The sequence below is a fragment of the Paenibacillus xylanexedens genome (genome assembly GCF_007680605.1).
In the GTDB taxonomy this organism is placed as follows: Bacteria; Bacillota; Bacilli; order Paenibacillales; family Paenibacillaceae; genus Paenibacillus; species Paenibacillus xylanexedens_B.
Map to the genome: position 1 here is coordinate 2916218 of NZ_VEIO01000001.1, position 21811 is coordinate 2938028.

The following is a 21811-nucleotide window of genomic DNA, read 5'->3' on the forward strand; positions in this document are numbered from 1 at the left end:
CCTAACCTCTCTTCCTGTTGATCTGGTCTTATACAAGTTCATCGTAGAGCTCTTTCATCTCCGCAATCGCCGCAGGCACACGCTCACTGAACCAGGCCACATCCTTCATGTCCAGCATAATGTTCGGATACATGCGAGAGAGTGTCGATACAAGAATGCCGTGTTCCGCGAGCTTGCCATTCAACAAAATATCAAAGGACATCAATTCGAACGTATAATCGGCCGTACTGCTAAGCTCTTCGGTGCAGCAATGATAGGAAGCGCAACCCGCCGGACCTTGAACAACAAGGGGTAGCCCTGCCTTCATTGCTTCCCTTGTGAGAATGTCATGAATCATCTCGGCGTGAAGATTCATACGATTCATGGCTTCTCCTCCGTTGCGGCCCAACATTTCGAGCGTTGCTTTCACCGCGGCTGTGCCTAACGGATAACCGTTAAACGTTCCCGCATGAATCACTTTTTTGTCTACCAGTAGCTTCATGATATCGGCTCGGCCAACTAGAGCAGACACGGGAACACCGCCGCCAGCAATCGCTTTGCCCAGCGTGGTCAGGTCAGGCGTAACACCAAACATCTGCTGAGCCCCGCCAAGTCCCATACGAAACCCTGTAATGATCTCATCAAAAATAAGCACAACCTGATGATGATCACACAGTTGTCTGACCTTCTGCAGATAACCTGGAGCCGGCATGACTCCGCCTCCGTTAACACATACCGGCTCCATGATTACAGCAGCAATGTCATCACCATGTTCAACAAACAATTCTTCCAAACGGGCAGCATCATTCCAAGGTAGCAGATAGGATTGGGACTCCATAACATCCCTTGCCCTTCCCTGCGTTCCCTTCATGTCGCCAGGGTAGTCCGAAGGTACGGGCAATCCTGTCCGGGGCGTTTTACCGCCCATAATGTTATCTGAATTGCCATGATAATGGCCTTCAAAACGAACAAAGCGATTTTTGCCTGTCCAGGCGCGGGCAAGACGCAGTGCATTTTGCACAATTTCTGTACCCGATAACCCAAACCGGATCATTTCAGCTGAAGGTACATATTGGTGGATTAATTCCAATGCCTCAGCGTCCAGATCACAATGGCTTACCGACAGAACACGATCAATCGTATCCTTCAGGCATTCGTTATATTCCTCGTTACCGTGCCCTACAATAAGTGCACCAAAGCGGGCATAGAGATCCAGATACTCACGGCCGTTCATATCGGTTACCCTGCTTCGGGAAGCATGGGCAAAGTGTAGCGGTGTCTCCTCCCAGGGAAGGTGGAAATTATAATGCACACCGCCAGGAAGGTGTTGTTTCACTCGCTGGTTATACGCCATCATATGTGTAGTAATCATCGCGCTTCGCCTCCCCGGTATGTTTGAATCCCTGCCGCATATATTGCCAGGAGCTTCGACTGATCCTGCGAATCATCCAGCGAATAGGCAGTAATTGAGGTGTCGTACTCGGCAATCATATTTCTTACACTCTGGCCTGGGCCGACATCCATCCAAATGCTCGCACCCAACCGCCCTATTTGCGCTAAAGCCTGAATCCAGTGAATCGGCTGCAACAGCTGAGCTGTCAGTAACCTTGGGATATCCTCTGCTGCTCGGATGAACTCTCCGTTCACTGTGGAACATATCGCAAATGCAGGTTCGGAAAAGGAAAGCTTAGATACCATCGCTTCCATCTCAGGCAGGATAAATTGCATCAGTTCACTATGATAGGGCGCATCTGCTTTCATAGGCATCATGCGGAAGGGAATAAATTCCCCTCCAGCTTGATCCACGAGATCATCCAGCAAACGCAAACCTCCCGCCTCACCTGCAACAACGAATTGGTTAGGTGAGTTATACCCTGAGATCGTCACGTAATGAACCTCTCGAATATTGGCAACGATGTTTTCGAGTTCCGCTTGGCCCATATCAACGACAATTCCCGCTCTGCCCTTCTGCTCCTGTATTGCACGATGCATCAATGCCCCCCGTGAAGCCGCGAAGCGGATTGCATCTGCAAACTTTAATGCACCAGCAGCCACCAAAGCAGTGATCTCTCCCAGGCTGTGACCAATCGCATAATCTGGATTCATTCCAGTCCGGCGAACGAAGGAATCAAACAACGCATAACTTGCTGTAAGTACAGCGGGCTGAGCATATTCGGACTGTGTCAGTTGCTCCAGGGAGCCGGCCAGAATCAAATCTCTGAGATCAAACCCAATAACCTCACTCGCTTCGGCAAAAATCAACCGGACTTCCGTTTCTCTCTCTAAGAGATCACTGCACATTCCGATATATTGGCTACCTTGCCCTGGAAATAATGCGCAGATCGTCATAGCCCACCGCCACGCTTGTAATAGGTTTTCAGCCCATAGTGTGAGATCATCTCCTGCTGCATCTGGGAGGAGCCTTCAATAATCTCCAGGATCTTAGCCTCCTTGTACAGTCTGGACACCGGATATTCACTGCTAATTCCATTGGCTCCGTGAACCTGGAGCGCATCATTTGCCACTTCTACTGCAATTTTGGATGTAAAATATTTAGCAATCGTTGTTTCCATGACAGCCTGCGGGTCCTTGGCTTCTCTAAGCTCGGCTGCCCGCAAACATAGTGCCCTTGCTGCATGGACTTTCGTTACTGCATCACCAATCATGCCGCGGATGAGCTGGAAATGACTGAGTTTCTGGTCAAATTGCTTTCGCTTGCGTGAATAGGTCACCATGGAGTCCAAAGCCTCCTGCGCTATAGCAAGTCCTGCCCAAGCGATGCTATATCTGCCCTGATCAAGCGCACTACTTACGATGTACTCAAAGCCTTCGTGCATTCGCCCAATCAGATGGCTTTTGGGCACACGAACTTCATCAAGATCAATTTCAGCAATTCCTGTTTCGCCGCCAACCATTACACCCTCGATGGCTTGCGTCTGAACACCGTCAAACTGGCGTTCAACCCAGAATGCTGTACTCCTCCCCTCTTGCGAGGCAACAATAATGAACACATCCGCTATGTCTCCAAAGGTAATCCACTTTTTCTTTCCATTAAGTACATAACAGTCCGCTTCTTCCCGCCAAGTTGTCTTTACGTTTTTGGCATCCGACCCAACCTCGGGCTCTGTCAGTCCAAATGCTCCGATCCATTCTCCACGGACCAACTTGGGTAGCCACGACGACTTTTGATCTGGCGATCCGAAACGCACCAAAGTTTCGCTCACCAGTGAAGTATGTACCGTCAATAAGCTTCGAACGGCCGGGAGTGCTTTACCAAACACTTCCGTTAACAGTCCGTATGCTTTAGGGCCAAGACCCATTCCTCCATACTCATGTGGAATCGATGCAGCTAAATACCCTCTTTCGGCCATAGCATGAATTAACGAACGGGGGATAGACTGTTGCTCCTGAATTTGCCGGGCATAAGGGCGAATCTCACGGGTAGCAAACAACTCGGCTTCATGGAGAATCTCTTGCTCCTGTTTCGAATCCAGTTCAATCATTCGACTGCCTCCCCTTGAAGAAGCGATTCATGAAGATACGAAGCGAATTCTGCAATCGTCTTGTATTCAAACAACGCTACAGGACTAATATCCACCTGCAGATGTTTACGTGTACGATTTATAATTTTGAGTGCCTGAACGGAAGAAACCCCTATTTTCAAGAAATTCGTTTCTTCATCAATCTCATCAGGTTCCTGTTTCAGTGCGGCAGCGATTTCGCCTTTAATAAACCCTTCAATCTCTTCTCTTGTCATATCAAGACCTCCGTTCCCTGATTCACCTCTACCCAATGTACATGCGGCTCGAATGGATGTGCTGGTAAATGCACGATCCGGCCCGTTCCGTCGGGATGCAACTGTTCCCAATCCAGTGAAGCACCACGCACGTAGAGCTGTCCCAGCAACAAGGCTAATTGTTTTTCCATAGTAAGCGTTGTCGCTGCAGACAAGTGGATATAACTCTCTTTGCCTGTAGCTCCTGCAGGTTCGACCCCATCCCAAGTAGCCAGCATCACAACAATATCTGCACTCGCCATCGGGCAGCTTGTATCCTGAATGCTTCCGGATGTTATTTTGATTGTCTGCTTATCTGGAGTCTGGGTGGAATCCGCCTTATCCTTCATCTGGAGCTGGGATACCATTTGTTCTCCACCGTCAATGCCACGAACCTCCTGGATGGAAGGTACGACACGCATGAGGGATTCGAGCAAGTTCACCCAATACTCCTGATCAGCCAGTTCCAACTTATTGCCTCCAACAACGATGTTGACACGGGCGGCCCGGCTTCTCTTTTTGAAGCCAAATTCCAAGCTTTCCTGACTCCACTTCCCAGTGCCGCTTACAGTTACAGCTGCACGGTAACGATAATGTTTTCGATACCTGTTCCGCGTGAAGCACAGATCTGTCAATTGCAGATCCTGATGTTCTTCAATATAGTGTTTGGTGTTATGAATCAGCTTCTGCAACGCCTGCTCTGACTTGGCAGAGAAGGTTAACAATTGATCCCGTTCCGAGTCCTGTCCCCAAACTGCTGGTGCGTTCCACTCCTCCAGCACAATATGGGCATTCGTGCCGCCAAGACCAAATGAACTGATACCCGCTTTACGTGTTTTCCCTTCGGGTACCGTCCAGTCTTTATGCTCATTAACAATATAAAAAGGAGACTGTTCCAGACGAAGAGCTGGATTAGGGCTATTCATATGCAGACTTGGGGCAAGCTCCTTGTGCTGCATACTAAGCAAAACTTTAGCCAGACTAGCTCCACTGGATGCTGCGAATAAATGTCCTATATTGGTTTTGACCGAGCCTAGACCGATAGAAGTGCCTTCACCGTATCCCTTCTCCTGAAACAAACGGAGTAACGCATTGACCTCAATCGGATCTCCAATTCTGGTTCCTGATCCATGCGCCTCGATATACGAGATTTCTTTTGGATTCAGATTGGCATCGTTATATGCAGCTCGTAGCACTTCATATTGCCCCTGAGGATTAGGTGCCATAATACCTAAAGAGTACCCATCGTTATTTACCGCTGTGCCACGGATCACGCCATAGATATGTTTATTCGCGCGAACTGCCTCTGTTAGCGGCTCCAGGTATACAACTACTGCACCCTCTCCAATAACCGAACCGTCCGCCTCCTGATCGAATACTTTGGTGTGTTGTGTAGATGAACAGATTCCTGCATTACGTGATAACTGATGCACATGAGGTGTTGCCAAAATGCTCGCTCCGCCTACAACTGCGCCAGAGATACGTTTGTCCTGAATCGCTGCCACTGCTTGCGTCAAGGCGACGAGAAAGGAAGAACAAGCAGTATCAATGGCCAGCGCCGGGCCGGTGAAATTGTACAGGTGTGAGATGGATGCCGCTGCAATATTGGACATATTGCCAACCATCGCATGGGAGTGCACCTCGAATCCCTTGCTACGATTCATGTAGTCCACAACGAGATCAAAGTAGGAGCTGGGATTAACTCCAACATACACACCAACATCTCGTTTATCCTCCTGATCCACGATCATGCCTGCATCCTCGAGCGCCTCATAGGCAACCTCCAGCAATTTTCGATGCTGCGGATCCATAAATGTAGCTTGTTCCGATGGAATCTCGAAAAATTCATGGTCAAAGGTATCCGGGTGCTTTAGTTCGCCAATCCAATCATCCCAGTCCGGCCGTTTGGAGCGTACAGCTCGTTCCGGACTCACCTGATCCACACTGTCCAATCCTTGGACGAGATTGCTCCAGAACTCCTCTTGTGTATCTGCATCAGGAAGACGAAGGGACAAACCTGTTATTGCAATCGCTCGGTGTACATTCAACTGATTATCCGGGCGTATTTCATTTTCGAGTGACCTGTTCTCTTCGGGAAGTTCCTGAAGATACTCGACCATTTCCTGTACCGTTCTGCCAAAGACGAGTACTTCCTGTCCCAGTTCACGTCCCATGTGTGCAGACAGCTTATCAAGTAATTGGTAGGCAAGAATGGAGTTCCCCCCTAGTGCCAGAAACGGAATATCCGTCGCTACTTTCCCCACAGGTAACTGTAGAACCTCAGCCCAAGCCCCACGCACAGTCCGCTCCAAAGTTAACGGATGAACGCTCTCCGCAATGGACTGTGACTGGTTTTGAAGAAGCATGGCTTCAATGGTTTCGATATCCTTGTTGAATGCACCGCTCTCATACTCGTTTCTCAGCATAAAACGTTGTACTTTGCCACTGGTCGTTTTCGGGATAACCTTAATCGGAAGAACATGAGTAATCTCAATTCCTAGACCAGCTCTCATCCGATCGATTAAGTCCTGCCTTATTTCCAGGAACAGCGGTGTACTCGATTTGAATTTCACAAATACAAGCAGCTCTTCTGTTTGGGACATGTTGTTGAAATGTCCCACGACCGTTAGATTGCCTCTTGGAATATTGCCATTTTGATATAAAATTTCTTCCAAATCATGTGCGTAATGATTTTGACCACGGATAAAGACGATATCCTTGATTCGTCCGCTTACAACCAGGGAACCTTCCGCCATAAAACCGAGATCCCCCGTCTTCAGCCATCCGTCCACGAATAGCTCCCGATTGACTTCTGGCAGATTGTAATATCCGGAGGTTACCGATTCCCCGCGAATCTGGATTTCACCCACCGTGCGCTCATCGACAACTTCGCCGTACTCATCGGCTATTCGAATCTGGATTCCCGTCATCGGATAACCTTCATGCACAAACTCAATCAGATCTGCCGGGTCATGAACAGCGGCATCCACCGGAATCGCTTTTCCTTGTTGCACAAGCGCTTTACGTGATATTTGTTCGATGCGCGGCTCCTCTTTCAACCTCCAGGTACACACACCCACAGTTGCCTCAGCCATGCCGTAAGCAGGAAACATCATATCCGTGCGGTAACCACAGGCACTGAATTTTTGAGCAAATCGTTCAATGACTTTGGTTGATATGGGCTCGGCACCGTTTAAGGCCATGCGTAGCGAAGACAAATCAAGCGAAGCCAGTTTGGAATCAGGGATCTTTTGAACCATCCATTCAAAGCCAAAGTTTGTGCAACAAAACCATTTTCCTTGATGTTCCGTAATTTTGCGCAGGAACAAGTAAGGTGATCGTACAAAGGTATACGGGGACATAACCATTAAATTAGCAGCGCTTAGTACAGTTGTTAGGTGTTGCCCGAACATTCCCATGTCATGCGTATGAGGTAGCCAGGTAAACACGTTATCTCCTTCTTCAGCACCTAGGAAGGTCTTGCATGCAATACTGTTCGCAATAATATTACGATTGGTTAACTGTACCCCCTTAGGGATACCCGTACTTCCTGACGAAAACTGTAGAAAAACGACCTCTTCAGGAGCAGTCAGACTTATTTCGGCAAGTGTATAACTTGTCTGAAGCTTGCTGACGCTAATGCAGTTCAATCCCTCAAAAATCGGACTCTCGGCAATCTGTTCGTATTTTGGCAAAAATGCTTCTTCTACGACTACCACAGGTTTCCCGAGGATTCCCCATATTTTCGTGAATTTCTCCAGACCAGCTGAACCCGGCTCCCATGAGGCAGGAGGACTGACCGGGGCGACAATAATGCCGCCCAGGATACAAGCCCAGAATGTACGATAAAACTGTTGTGAATGATCAATCTCCAATATAACGACTTGTCCCTTAGTTAACCCGCTCTCAAGCAGGCCTTGAAGATACAGACGTCCTTGCTTCAGCAGCTCAGGATACGATTCAAACTGTTCTTCGCCGGATGAACTGATATAAGTGATTCCCTTATCCGGATGTTTGTCAGCGATATACATAAGAAGTTCAGCAACTGTTGCATAATGCTCCGGCACAATCAACTCCGGCCCTCGTTGTATGGATTTACTGGACATGTTGCACCTCCGCTGCCTCATTATGAACTTTCACTTTTACATTCTCGTAACTGCCGAGTTGCTCCTCAATCTGCTGTTTTAAGCGCTCCGTATCCAGACCTGTATGACACCCCAGGTGCACGTACACAGAATTTTCATCGTATCGAATGACCCATTCCATGTATGCGAGGCTCGGATTAGAACCTGAGTCATCGATCTGTTCCAACTCTGGAATGGTCTCCTCGCTGGAGATAAAACCCTGGAAGTTGAACAAAATAAGTTTCCTTGGCTCCTGACCCGTCTGTCTGTAGGCTGTAGCCAATTGTTTTTGAATTTTTACATATGGGGATTTCATGACCGAGTCATCTGTCAGTGCCATAAAGTTAATGCTGTGTCGTTTTGTGAAATCCAGGTGTTGCATCAGATCTTCCTGAGCAAAATCGGCATGCACAAGAATCGGAATCAGGTCGAGGAATTCACCTACGTGATCATAATACGTTTCTTGTCCATACTCCCGGCCGTAATGCACAAGCGCAACAGGCACCTCTTTCGTATTCAGATAAGATGCGATAATGCCGGCAAAGGATTTGAAATAGCTCCACCAGGACTCATTAAGATCTTGGTCTGTAATATCCGTACGCGGTATTTCAACCGTCATCGCTGAAGGCGCTGACTCGCCTGCGGTGATTAACAGTTCTTTCATAACGCTACGGTTAGCATGATGCCAAGCCTGAATGGAATACCACTCCTCGAGTTCATGCTCAGTGATGTTAACAGGCCCCCGAGACAGCATGTTTACATAATCCTCATATTTGCGTATCTCCAATGGACCTTCTGTATCGATCATTCCATGTTGCTGATTACGGGCAATTGCCGACTCAAGTTGTTGCTTAATGATCTCGGCGCTCATGCCATCAAAGGCAAGGTGATCGAAACTCCAAATCAGTTTGTGCTTACTAGCTCCTGTTCGCAGAATACATAGACGCCATGGCAATCCATCGAGTGTATGCGGCTTGTGTAATAGCGACTGAATCAGTCGCTGCTCTATTTGTCGCCGCGTAGCAGGATCATAGTGACGCACATCGAGATACGGAATGAGTTGTTGTAACATATCTGCTGCCAAGGATAGATCACACTGATGCCACTGTAACGTGTCTTCCTCATATATAATGCTGTGTAGCAACTGATGACGGGCAATCACCCCGAGAATCAGTCTTTTCACAGTCAATTCATTTAAATTCCCCTCCAATATGGTTGTAAAACCGCTTGCTCGTGCAGTTGTAGAAGCATGTGCTCTTTGAATTGGAGATAGTGGGAAGCGACCGATAACAGGTGTTCCCGCCATGAAACTTGAAACCTGATTACAATTATTCAAGACATGTAATACCAGGCTGTCCAGTTGCTTCTCATGAAGTGATATGTCTTGGGGAACTGCGATAGGGGACTGAATTTGCAGGCTTTCTTCGAATAAAATGGATGGGGAATTCACTGCCTCCACCGAATTCGCTAACGCTCTAACTGTAGGATATTGGAATAATTCGCTCACACTGATGGCAATTCCTTCTTTTGACAAAATTTGCGTAAGTGCGATACCTTTAAGTGAATGTCCACCGTTTTGGAAGAAATGATCGGTTACGCCAAAACTAGGATTACTCAGTACCTTTCTCATTGCTACAAGGATTTTTCGCTCTATCTCCGTCAGAACAGAATCTGTCGCTGTAGGAACGGACTGTGCTTCTGCCAGATCGGCTAAAGCCTTCCGATCCACCTTGCCGTTAGCATTAATAGGCAGATGATCCATTCGCCAGATCTGTGCAGGTACCATATATTCCGGTAGTCGCTCGTGCAACTCCGTTCGGACATCATCAACCGTTCGTGCAGCGCTGGCTTCACATGTATAAAATGCAGTGACATATAAACTTCCAGAAGCATCTGTAGCTGTCATCACAAAAGCATCCCTGATTCCCGGAAGCTGCTCCAAACAATTGTGGATCTCCGATAACTCAATTCGGAAGCCCCTGATTTTCACTTGAAAATCAGATCTTTCAATAAAGATCAATCTGCCATCATGCAGACGCTTGACGATGTCGCCCGTCCGGTACATCCGTTCGCCTTTGCGGAAAGGATCAGCTATAAAATGTTTTGAGGTCAGCTCTTCCCGGTTCAAATATCCAATGCCTACCGCATCCCCGCTAATATATAATTCGCCTGGCACATTGGCAGGAACAGGATTCATATCCTCATCCAGAACATATAGAGCTGTATTGGACAACGGATAACCTATAGGAAGAGAGTCGGTATAAGGCTCTGTTTGCTCCAGTAAATAATAGGAGGCAAAGAAAGTCGCTTCCGTCGGCCCGTATCCATTTAACAGTACGCCTGGTCCGACACATGCCATTGCTTTATTTGCGTGGCTCACGGATGCCGCTTCGCCCCCAAACATCACTCTGCGAACATGCTTCAGGCATGCTGCATCCCAATCCACCAGCATATTAAACAACGAGGTTGTAATGAAAAATACAGATATTTGCTGCTGACGAATCACTGCCGCCAGACGTGCCATATCGAGAATGATCTCTTTTGGAATAAGTACCAGGGTAGCCCCATTAATTAAGGAAGCAAAAATATCAAAGATCGAACCGTCAAACGCATAATTGGAAACTTGTAGTACCCGGTCCTCAGGCACCACTGTTACGAAATTGCTTTTCTTCATCACTTTAATGACATTACGGTGACTCATTACCGTACCTTTTGGCGTTCCGGTCGAGCCTGACGTATAGATGATATATGCCGGATCGACTGCAACAGTCTTTATCTGCTGGACTATAGGCTCTACAGACTCTCCTGAAATAAACGAACCCAGTTCTACAGACGGAATCATGACACGCGGAACCACTGATTTCCATGCCGAGGCATACGATTCTTCGGTCAAGAGTATAGACGCATTGCAATCTTGTAGAATAAACTCAATGCGAGCTGGCGGTGATGCCGGATCAATTGGTACATATTGACAACCTGTTGTTAGTGTAGCAAGGATACTGATCATCTGGATCGGTCCGCGGTCCAGGATCAAAGCAATACTTGAGCCTGATGCCACGTCTTGTCCGAGTATGCGAGATGCAAGCTTCTGAACCTGTGCATACACATCAGCATAACTCCACTCCTCGTTCCCCCACACCAAGGCAGTCTTCTGTGGATGTAATTGAACCTGTTCCTCAAACAACTCGGGAATCGTTGCTTCCCGCGGATAGTCCATGTGATTGTCGTTGACACCGAACAACAGCCATTCATCCTCTTCAGGCACGGTAAGCTTGATCTGACGAACCTGCTCAACCTCCCCTGTGACCATCTGAGTTAAGATGTACCGGAACTTGTCCATCATCATTTCCATGGATCGCGCATGGAACAAATCAGAACGATATTCCAGTTCAAGCGTATACTGTTGGTGGTGTTCAACGACCGTCCAGGTCTGATCAAACTTGGCGTCCACCTTGCCATCCATCCAGGATTCAACTTGTAGTGCCCCTGCTTCAAGCTCATCCGTACCCATATTAATGTAATTAAGAACAATATCGAAAAGTGGATTACGGCTCCCATCACCCATCAGGCCAAGCTTTTCAACCAACGCTTCATATGGATATTGCTGATGTTCATAGCAGGATAACAGCTTGCCACGAACTTCGTTCAGGTAAAGCTCAACAGGCTGATCCTTGTCTAATATTGTACGAATGGCGAGCATGTTTACAAACATACCCATGACGTGATTCAGTTCTGGCTTCTCTCTTCCGGCTACAGCTGTACCCACGACCAGATCATGCTGTCCCGTATATTTCGAGATCAACACATTTAAAGCCGCCATGAACAACATGTAAGGAGTAAGCCCCTGTTTTGCACAAAAATCATTAATCTGTTCACTTAACTGTTCTCCAAGCTCACTGCTAATTCTGCCCCCTTGGTTAGAGAATTCTCCACGTCTCGGGTAATCTGTAAGCAATTCGACAGACGCAGGCACATCCTTGAATTCTTCAAGCCAAAAAGCCTCATCTTCGGCAACATGCCCGTTTGATGTAGATTGATCAAGCCATTCAGCATAGTCCTTGTACTGAATCGAGAATGGTTCTAAAGATTCTCCACTATATAACCGGGCAAACTCTTGCATAAGAATCGCGATGGAACTCTGATCAGAAATAATATGATGCATATCTATGAACAGAATATGTTCGTCATCGGACAGGCGGGCAAGTTTTACACGAACCAGTGGTGCTTGGGTCAGATCAAATGGTTGTGTCCATTGCATCAATTGCTGCTCCGGCTCTTCTTTTTCAAATTCCAGCAACTCCACCACACTTGGAACCTGATCCTCAATGACCTGATACAGTTCGCCTTCCAGCATTTCAAATCGCGTACGAAACGCCTCATGCCGCTGCACGAGAGCATCCATCACCGCTGCAAAATGTGCCGTATCCAGCTCTCCCCGCAACCGGTACGAACTTGCGAGATTGTATGCTGTGCTCTGGCCTTGCATCCATTCATGTACCACGAACATTCTTCGTTGCGCAGAAGTGGTCTTGTATCGGTCTTTGTATGCTGCTGGTAAAATGCTGTCTCCTGATCCCGAATGATCCAATCCTGTTTCTTGTTGCTGATCAATCCATGCAACCATACGGACAAGGACGGAATGGTCGAAGACATCCTCTAGTCCCATAGCAACTCCGAATGTTTCCTTGACCCGGGACGCCAGAGTGATAGCCTTTAGGGAATGTCCACCAAGCTGGAAGAAATCATCCTCGGAGTTCACTGATTCACAACCAAGCAACTCTTGCCAGAGCTGAGCAGTGGTGTCGTATATTTCATCCACACTCAAACGGACCCTACTCTTGCCTGTGTTCCCCTGTGCTGGTAATGAAGTCTGAGAAGCCGCAGTCTGAGGCACACCCGCAAGCAGGTATAGCGGGACATCATGCTTATGAACGATTGGATCGAACGAATAAGTCGGGAGAGATATCTTTTGCCCAGTGCTCTGTCCGTTAATATGTGCCCAATTCAGTTCAATACCTCTGCACCAGCAATATCCTAGTGATTTCATGAAATAGATATCGGCTTCAAGCGAGCTGGAACGGTCTCCCGTAAGAGAGATGACCTGCGCATCCTTCCATATATCGTTGTCTACAAGCTCTCCGTTCTGTAGCGGACAGGCTGTAACCCAAAGTATCTTTTCCGCAGATTGTACAAGATTCCTCGACGTGCCGATCGTACTCATTTCCTCAGACAAGGCACCTTCTTGGGTCTGCCAATCTTCACGGCTATATAACAGACGCACCGCATGAGCTAACTCAAGCGTATTGCTAATGACCTGTCTGACCAGTTCACCGACACCTTCTCCACACATTCCATCCGGTTTAACCCCTGACTCAACCAACGTTGCAAACAGAGCGTACTGCACCACAAAGCAATACATGAATTTCAGACGTGAATCCCGAATCGGCCTGCCTATACTTTGGCGAATTGCATACTGTTCCTTGGATTCAAAAACGTTCAGTACTTCTTCAAAGTGTTGCCTGAATCGTTCAGACACTAGACTGCGATACCTGGAAGCATAAAGTTCACGAATCACGTGTGGTTCCCATAAAACATCCCCGAGGATGTAGAACATTACTTTAGGCTTATTCCCCTGGTCCACACTCGCTTGTGCTTCATGTTCCTCCGCCTGATCTTGCGAAGGAACGTAGCCATCCACAACGACAAGAGCTTTACGATGGTTAAATCGGCTTCTTCCCTCTTGCAATGTCCAAGCAGCGCTCGGCACCTGTTCCGGCATTTTTTCGAGTGCTTGTAAAACTGAATGATACGTGCGATCCAGAGCGGATTCGCTCTTGGCTGAGAACGGGAGTAAGTGTACAGGCTGATACACACTTTGACTCTCTCGTACAGGCGGTTGCTCCAAAATAATGTGAGCATTCGTGCCGCCAATCCCGAAGGAACTTACCGCTGCGCGCAAAACCTGCTCCTGATCTTTGAAGTGTTGCGGCTCCTGATTAATGTAGAAAGGACTGCGTTCCAGTTCCAGCATGGGATTGCTTCTTTCCATATGAATCTGCGGCGGAACGGTTCGGTGATGCAACGTTAGAACGGTTTTGATAAATCCGGCAACGCCCGCTGCAGCGTCCAGATGACCGATGTTTGCTTTGACCGAACCGAGGGCGCAATAATTACGTTTATCCGTTCCCCATGACTGTCTAAGCGCTTCGATCTCGATGGGATCACCAAGCTTTGTGCCTGTCCCATGTGCCTCCACATAATTGATTTCCTGTGGAGACACCCCCGAGCGGTCAAGTGCGGTTTGAATGACCTTCACCTGTCCGGTAACACTTGGCGCAGTATATCCGATTTTATCCAATCCATCATTGTTAATCGCTGAGCCTTTGATCACGGCAAAGACCTGATCCCCATCGCGCAAAGCGTCACGAAGCGGCTTCAGCACAACCATGCCGCACCCGTTCCCCGAAACGGTACCTGAGGCCTGTTCGTCGAACGCCCTGCAATGCCCGTCCTTGGAATAGATCATGCCTTCATGCCAGTGATACCCTTCTTTGAGCGGATAAGAGATAGACACTCCCCCTGCGAGAGCCACGTCACATTCTCCCCGGATCAGTGATTCTGCTGCCTGATGAATCGCGACGAGCGAGGTCGAGCATGCCGTCTGCACAGCCATACTTGGCCCTCTTAGATTCAGCTTGTGAGATATACGTGTCGTAATATAATCCTTCTCATTCAGCGTCATCGCTTCAAAAGCTTGCAACAGATCACCTGAACGACCCAGGAATTGCACCATCCAAGGCAAACTCAATCCGCTTCCGGCAAATAAACCGATGGAGCCTGAGTACCGATATGGATCACAGCCTGCATGTTCAAGTGCCTCCCAGGAGCACTGATGAAGCAGCCGAATCTGCGGATCCATCATACTGGACTCCTGGTACGGGTATTCGAAAAATCCGGAATCAAAAAACTCGGTGTCTTGCAAAACGCCTTTGGCTCGCACATATTCAGGATGTTTGTACTCTTCCGGTCGCACTCCGGCTGCCGCTAATTCTTCTTCAGTCAGTCGGGTAATACCATCCTTGCCTGCCATCAGATTGTCCCAGAACTCCTCTATATTCTTCGATCCGGGAAAATGTCCGGCCATACCTATAACAGCGATATCCGATGGGGAAGTGCTTCTGTTTCTGCTGTTCACATCGGCATTTGTTTTGATGTTTATTGCCTGTTCTTGGCGACTACGCTGATCATTCACTAGTTCATGGACGGCTCTGTCCATAATCACTTTTTCTTGCGTTATGAAAGGATCAGGTTTGGCCGTGATGCTCGTGCTCGCGATAACTTCCTTGGATACATGTTCTTGCTCATGTTCGTTCTGAACAGGGACATCCACCGAAGTTAACATCTGTTCAGACATCAGATGATCAACCAGCGAAGTAATCGAAGAGTGTTCAAACAACTGCACAAGAGGGATATTTTTTCCCAGGTATGCGTTTAACCGGTTATTAATTAAGATCAGTCCTAGCGAGTTACCGCCAATATCAAAAAAGTGCTCTTGTACTCCGACATGCTCCCGGTTCAGCATCTCTTTCCATGTTTCAACCAGCATCTGTTCCAGCTCTTGGCGAGTCTGTTCTCTTCTCACTGGGGAAGAGGAACCCGCAATTAAAGACGGAGCTGGCTTCTCAATTATTTCAATCGCTTCACTTACGCCAGAGTCAGTCCATTGAAGGGCATTCCGATTCAGTTTGCCATTCGGCAGAACCGGTAACTTCTCAAGACGAATGATGCGTGAAGGCATCATATACTGTGGCAATCTCTGTTTGAGCCAAGACCTGAGCAACGTGTCCTGCTCTTCCATATTCGATACACTTACGTCAGGCTTCAAGCTGTAGTAGAGAACCAGTTGCAACTGCTCAGGCTGGTTTCCTTCGACCTTTACGACGGCTTCTCTTAAGCGTTCATAGTTCATAGCCATTTGCTCGATCTCGTTTAATTCGATCCGGTACCCTCTGATCTTCACTTGTTGATCCAAACGTCCTGCCAGTTCAACCTCCCCGTCCTGCAACACACGAGCCATGTCTCCTGTCCGGTACATCCGTCCACCCGAAACCTTCGCATTGTCAATGAACTTAGCGGTCGTTTCCATCATATTGTTCAGGTAACCTCGCGCCACCCCGCGGCCTGCAATGCAGAGTTCCCCATAATTTCCGGGAGGCAGGAATTCACCCTGTTCATCCACGATATAAAGCTCCGTATTAGCAATGGGTTTGCCAATCGTAATGAGTCCAGATTCCTGCAGCTCTTTGGTCGTTGACCAAATCGTCGTTTCGGTAGGACCATACATATTAAAGACACGGGCAGATGAATATTTTTTAATATCGGTCAGAAGTCCTGCCGGAACACTTTCTCCCCCAGTAAGGACACACCGAAGATGAGGAAGTACCTTGGCAAATTCCGAATTTTCAACAAACGCTTTGATCCGAGACACCGTACTGAGAATATGCGTTACGCCATGCTGCCTTATCCGGCGCGCGGCAAGAACGGGATCAAGCTGTTCCTGCTCGTCTGCCAAATATAGAGAATACCCTGTACATAATGGTGCCCACACTTCAAATCCAAAAATATCAAAAGACACCGTTGTTACACTAATCATTCGATCTGTATCATTTTCAAAAATGTTTCGGTGCCTGATGTCCTCCACAAAATTGACCATCGCTTCATGCGCAATCATCACCCCTTTAGGCCTTCCGGTGGAACCGGAGGTGAAGATGACACAAGACAAGTCAGCAGGCAGGACGTCCACGTTCGGATTAATGGCTGAACGTTCGTCAGCAAAATCAGGCTCATAAACGATGCGTTCCCCTTCAAAGGCCACGACATCGACCTCATTAGAAGTGCACAGTAGCAACTTCATCTTGCTATCTTGCATCATGTCCAGAATACGTTGCGGTGGGAATGCTGGATCTATAGGCAGGTAGGCTACACCCGCTTTAAGTACTGCGATCAACATAATAATGAGAGTTTCATTCCGGCCAGTTAATATGCCCACAGGTTCATCTCTGCGTACCCCTCGATCAATCAGCTTCCAAGCCAACGCATTCGCTCGCTCATTAAGCTCAAGGTAGGTCAGTTCCTTACCCGAAGAAACAATAAGTGCAATCTTGTCTGGTGTCCGCTCTGCCTGTAGTTCAAACAAACGATGCAAGCTCAGGGACTGATCATAATGTAAAATAGGCCCCGCTAACCGCTGAACCTCAGCTCCCGAAACATGCTGGATTCGTTCATACATTTTACCTAGAGGTGCACCCGGCTGTTGCACAACCTGCTCACATAGTTCAATGAAGTCCTGAATCAACCACTCAACTGTTTCTACCCGGAACAGGTCTAACGCATATTCAATGTATCCTTCGATGACTTGCTGTTCCCTGTTTTCCTGACATGTCAGCAACAGATCATAGGTTGAGACTCCGGTCTCCACCTGAATAGAACTGAATTGAAGTCCATGAAGTTCAAGATCATGCAGCTCCATGTTCTGATAATCAAAACACACATCAAAGATCGCATTACGGTTCAGTTCCCGCTTAAGTCCAAGCTGCGTTACAAGCTCATTGAATGGATACTCCTGATGCGCAAAAGCATCAAGTGTATGCTGTTTCAGCTCTTGTAAAAAGGCAGTGTACGCGCGATCTGATGCCGGATAATTCCGCATCGCAATCATATTGACAAACATTCCGACGGTTTCTTTCCATTCTTCCTGTAACCTACCGGCTACAGGAGTCCCGACTACGATATCCTGCTGACCTGTTCGACTCGCTAACAGAAGATTCCATACACTTAGCATCACCATATACATGGAAACTTCTGTGGATGAAGCCAGCTTGTGCAAGCGCTCCGTTAACGAGTGGCTCAACGTGAAGTGAACTCGTTCACCTTGCATCGACCGTTGCAATGGACGGTCATGATCAAGCGGAAGCTGCAGTTCAGGCAGTGTTGGACCCAAACGTTCCAGCCAGTATGTTTGATGCGGCTGATATTCTTGTGTGGCAAGACGCTGCTGTTGCCAGACAGCATAATCTTTGTAATGTAACCGTACAGTGCGTTCTTCCCCAAAATACAGTGCATTGAAGTCACGCGTAATCAGCTCAACCGAAGTACCGTCCGCAATAATATGATGGATATCAAAGAACAACAGATGCTTGCGCGCTCCTGTTCTAATCAGGTTCACCCGCATGAGCGGCGCCTGATGAAGCACAAAAGGACGAATCAGCGTCTGAATCAAAGCAGAAATCTCTTGTGTATCGGTTAAATACTGCTCGGTAAAGCTGAAATCCAAAGGAACGGATGGATGAACAATCTGCACCACTTGATCTCCGCGTATTTCAAACGTCGTTCGAAGTGCTTCATGACATTGCACCAGCTTTTCCAATGCAGCCTCTACTCTGGCATGATCCAGGTCTCCTTCGATCAGGGTAGCCGACGGCAAATTATACGCCGTGCTATTCGGATCCAGCATCGATTGAGTGAACATACGCATCTGCGCAGACGAGATCGGATAAGCATCCATCATCGGTGCAGCCTCAATCATGTTCTGCTTCTGTACTTGCGGCTCAACCATTGCAAAGAGATGTTCCGCCAATTGGGCTGGCGTAGCATGGTTAAACACATCCGCAACCTCTGCCTGAATCCCGATGGAAGAGCGGATCGATGCGGACAAACTGACTGCTTTGAGCGAGTCTCCACCAACGGCGAAGAAATTAACATGCTCTTCCAGGTCATTTATGCCAAAAATCGTCTCATACGCCTCCAGAACAACCCGTTTCATGGCTTCCAGACTACCTGCATAACCTCCCGCAATGGAAAGGATTGTGTTGTTATATCGTTCACTCGACTGAGGTGTATGTTGACTGCCGCTTTTTCCTTCCAACATTGAACCACCCATGAGCGACTGACCAATTGGATAATGCTGCTTATCAAAACGATAGGTTGGCAAGGAGCATTTGCGGCGCACGTTCTGTCCCTTGAATACCTTCCACTTCGGCTCAATGCCCTCGCACCATAACTCGGCGATTCTGCGGGTGGTATACAGCACGTCCGGTTCTGTTTCTCTAACGTGACGTAGCATATTCAATACAGTTTGTGTTTCCTTCGACCGAATATGCTGTCTCACAAACGAGCTTAATGTCCGTCCTGCCCCAACCTCTATGAATACAGCTTGTTCTTCTTTTAACATTTCAGCCAAGTTTGCTTCAAACAACACTGGCTCTAAAATATGCCTTGCCCAGTAGTTCGGACTTACGATCTCATCCGGCAATGCCCATGTTCCGCTTGTATTCGAAAGCAATGGAATCTGCGGGCTATGCAACGAATAACTCGACAGACTGTGTTCAAATTCCATCGCAGCATCCTTCATCATCGGTGTATGGAAGGCATGGGAAGTTTTCACACGAACGCATTTCCAGCCGAGTTTTCCTGCCTTTTCTTCCATTCGGTCAATCGCCTCTGCTGTCCCGCCAATGACACTGGAGCCTGTTGTGTTGACCAGAGCCAGCCACACATCTTCTTCCAATTGGGACTTCACCAGCTGTGATTCCTCCATGATGGCAAGCATGACACCTGGCGGTTGCTGCTGCATTAAACGTCCCCGTAGTCTTACGATCTGTACAGCATCTGCAAGATCAAATACACCTGCAACCACAGCTGCTGTCAGTTCTCCGATGCTATGTCCGATCATGCCGTCTGGCCGGATACCCATATCGATCAAGGACTGAGCCATAGCATAACTGGTCATAAATAGTGCAAATTGGCTGTACTCCGTCTGGTTAATTCGCTCTGGGTGCTGATCACCGTATACAACAGACAGAATTTCTCCCCGTTCTTGTTCAGGAAGCATATCCAGAATCTGCTGTACATGCTTCTTGAACAGCGGTGCAATGCCCGACTGTTCTGTCGATTTGTACAATGCCACACCCATGCCCTGATACTGACTGCCCTGCCCAGGGAACATAAAATAAACCGGGCGCCGACCTTGCGGCGAATGAACTGTTTTTGCCTTCTCCAGCTGACGCATGAATTGTTTGGGGTCATCTTTCCAGCTTTTATCCAGAACCAGTGCCTTACGATAAGCAAAACCTGTTCGACCAGTCTGCAATGTCCATGCTGCGTCCGAGATGGATAGCTCTGGATGCTGTGCGAGATGCTCCATAATTTGTTCAGCTGTGCGGCTCAGCGAGAACTCTGTTTTGGCTGAAAAAAGCAATACATTGACATCATCATCCGGACTGCACTTGTCCATCTTTGGAGCCTCCTCCAATACCATGTGAGCATTTGTGCCTCCCACACCAAATGAATTAATCCCTGCACGCAGAACACCAGCTTCACCTGGTTTCCAGTCCACCCCCTGCGAGTTGACCTTGAAGGGCGTGCTTGCAAAATCAATCTTCGGATTCGGCTGTTCATAATTGGCGGTACCCGGGATATATCCTTGATCAAGGCTAAGTGCAACCTTAATCAAACCAACGACGCCAGCCGCTGTATCCATATGTCCCACGTTGCCTTTTACTGAGCCAAGATAACAGAACTGCTTTTTCTCGGAGTCAAAAGCACGTGTCAACGATTCAACTTCAATCGGATCACCCAGAAGTGTGCCTGTGCCATGCGCCTCAATGTAACTAACCGTTTCAGGATCAACTCCGGCTGCCTGATACGCATCCTGAATGACCTCCGCCTGACCGCTTACACTTGGCGCAAGGAAGCTAAGCTTCTCCTGACCGTCATTATTAATGGCTGAACCTTTAATAACACCGTAAATATGATCTGTATCTCGCAATGCATCGCTTAACCGCTTCAACACCACAATTCCCATCCCATTCGAGAACACCGTGCCGCTTGCAGCTGCATCAAATGGACGGCAATGGCCATCCGAGGAGAACATCATGCCATCCTCGTACACATAACCGCCTTCGTTCGGCAGTTCAACCGTAATTCCACCAGCCACAGCCACATCACATTCTCCAACGATTAGAGATTGGCATGCCAAGTGCGGAGTGACCAAAGACGTTGAACATCCCGTAAGAGCTGTATAAGCAGGACCTCTAAGGTTCAACTTATAGGCCATGCGTGTAGCCAAAAAATGATTGGTGCTGAGTGTAAATGCTTCATATTTGCTACTGTATCCCGCATCCCCGAACAGCACTTGGCGGTACCACTCAAAGTCATCCGATCCACCGAGGAACACGCCGACTTTGCCTGCTTCATCGGGTCTGCACCCTGCATCCTCGAACGCTTCCCATATTCCCTGGTACATCAGTCTGAACTGAGGGGACATCATTTTAACTTCGCCAGGTGTATAGTCGAAAAAGCCCGCATCAAATTCCTCAATCCCGTTGACTCGCCCTTTGGCTTTGACATAACGAGGGGAACGTAGCAATGCCTCGTCCACACCGAGTGTCCTCAGTTCCTCATCACTGTAAAAATGAATGCTCTCCTCTTGTGCCATCAGATTACGCCAGAATGTATGAATGTCCTCTGCCCCTGGTACATTGACAGACATTCCTACAATGGCAATATCCTCACGCAGAATACCCGCTTTCCGCCCAAAACGTTCTTCTCGCAACATCGGTATCTGTGCAGCTTCCTGTTTCTGTCCCATTGCCGCGAACTGCCGCAGTGTAGGACACTCAAAAAAACGGGGCACTGGGAAGTCCACCTCAGTACGATGCTTTAATCGATTATGAGCCTGTATAACGGAAAACGAATTGCCACCTAGTTCGAAGAAATGATCATCTCTTCCGACCCTCTCCACACCGAGCACTTCTGCCCATACCGCTGCAATCTGCCGCTCTAATTCCGTGGCAGGTGCAACGTAAGCCGTACTTGAAGTGTGGATATGCGTGGTATCTGCAATTAGCGCATTGCGATCAATTTTCCCGCTACT

Annotated in this window: 6 protein-coding genes; all 6 read right to left on the reverse strand. The window is 48.0% G+C overall.

Annotation, left to right across the window (positions count from 1 at the left end; genetic code table 11):
• Nucleotides 1-28: 28 nt before the first annotated feature.
• From FS818_RS13010 to FS818_RS13035, 6 genes are read right to left on the reverse strand one after another with little or no spacing between them, the layout of a single operon-like run.
• Nucleotides 29-1351: an aspartate aminotransferase family protein gene (locus FS818_RS13010; RefSeq protein WP_186331725.1), complete on the reverse strand. Its 1323-nt coding sequence runs from the start codon at nt 1349-1351 to the stop codon at nt 29-31.
• Nucleotides 1348-2328, reverse strand: coding sequence for an ACP S-malonyltransferase (locus FS818_RS13015; RefSeq protein ID WP_145332265.1), 981 nt, complete (start codon nt 2326-2328; stop codon nt 1348-1350). The genes FS818_RS13010 and FS818_RS13015 overlap by 4 nt, the downstream gene beginning before the upstream one ends.
• Complete coding sequence (locus tag FS818_RS13020; RefSeq protein ID WP_145332267.1) at nt 2325-3482, reverse strand: acyl-CoA dehydrogenase family protein; 1158 nt, start codon at nt 3480-3482, stop codon at nt 2325-2327. Before FS818_RS13020 ends, FS818_RS13015 begins: the two co-directional genes overlap by 4 nt.
• Nucleotides 3479-3736, reverse strand: a complete 258-nt coding sequence (locus FS818_RS13025) for an acyl carrier protein (RefSeq protein ID WP_090914993.1) — start codon at nt 3734-3736, stop codon at nt 3479-3481. Before FS818_RS13025 ends, FS818_RS13020 begins: the two co-directional genes overlap by 4 nt.
• A complete protein-coding gene (locus tag FS818_RS13030) occupies nt 3733-7860 on the reverse strand; it encodes a beta-ketoacyl synthase N-terminal-like domain-containing protein (protein ID WP_186375472.1) in 4128 nt (1375 codons plus the stop codon). Before FS818_RS13030 ends, FS818_RS13025 begins: the two co-directional genes overlap by 4 nt.
• The gene (locus FS818_RS13035; protein ID WP_472924437.1) at nt 7850-21799 is read right to left on the reverse strand and encodes an amino acid adenylation domain-containing protein; all 13950 of its coding nucleotides are present in this window, start codon (nt 21797-21799) and stop codon (nt 7850-7852) included. Before FS818_RS13035 ends, FS818_RS13030 begins: the two co-directional genes overlap by 11 nt.
• Nucleotides 21800-21811 lie beyond the last annotated feature (12 nt).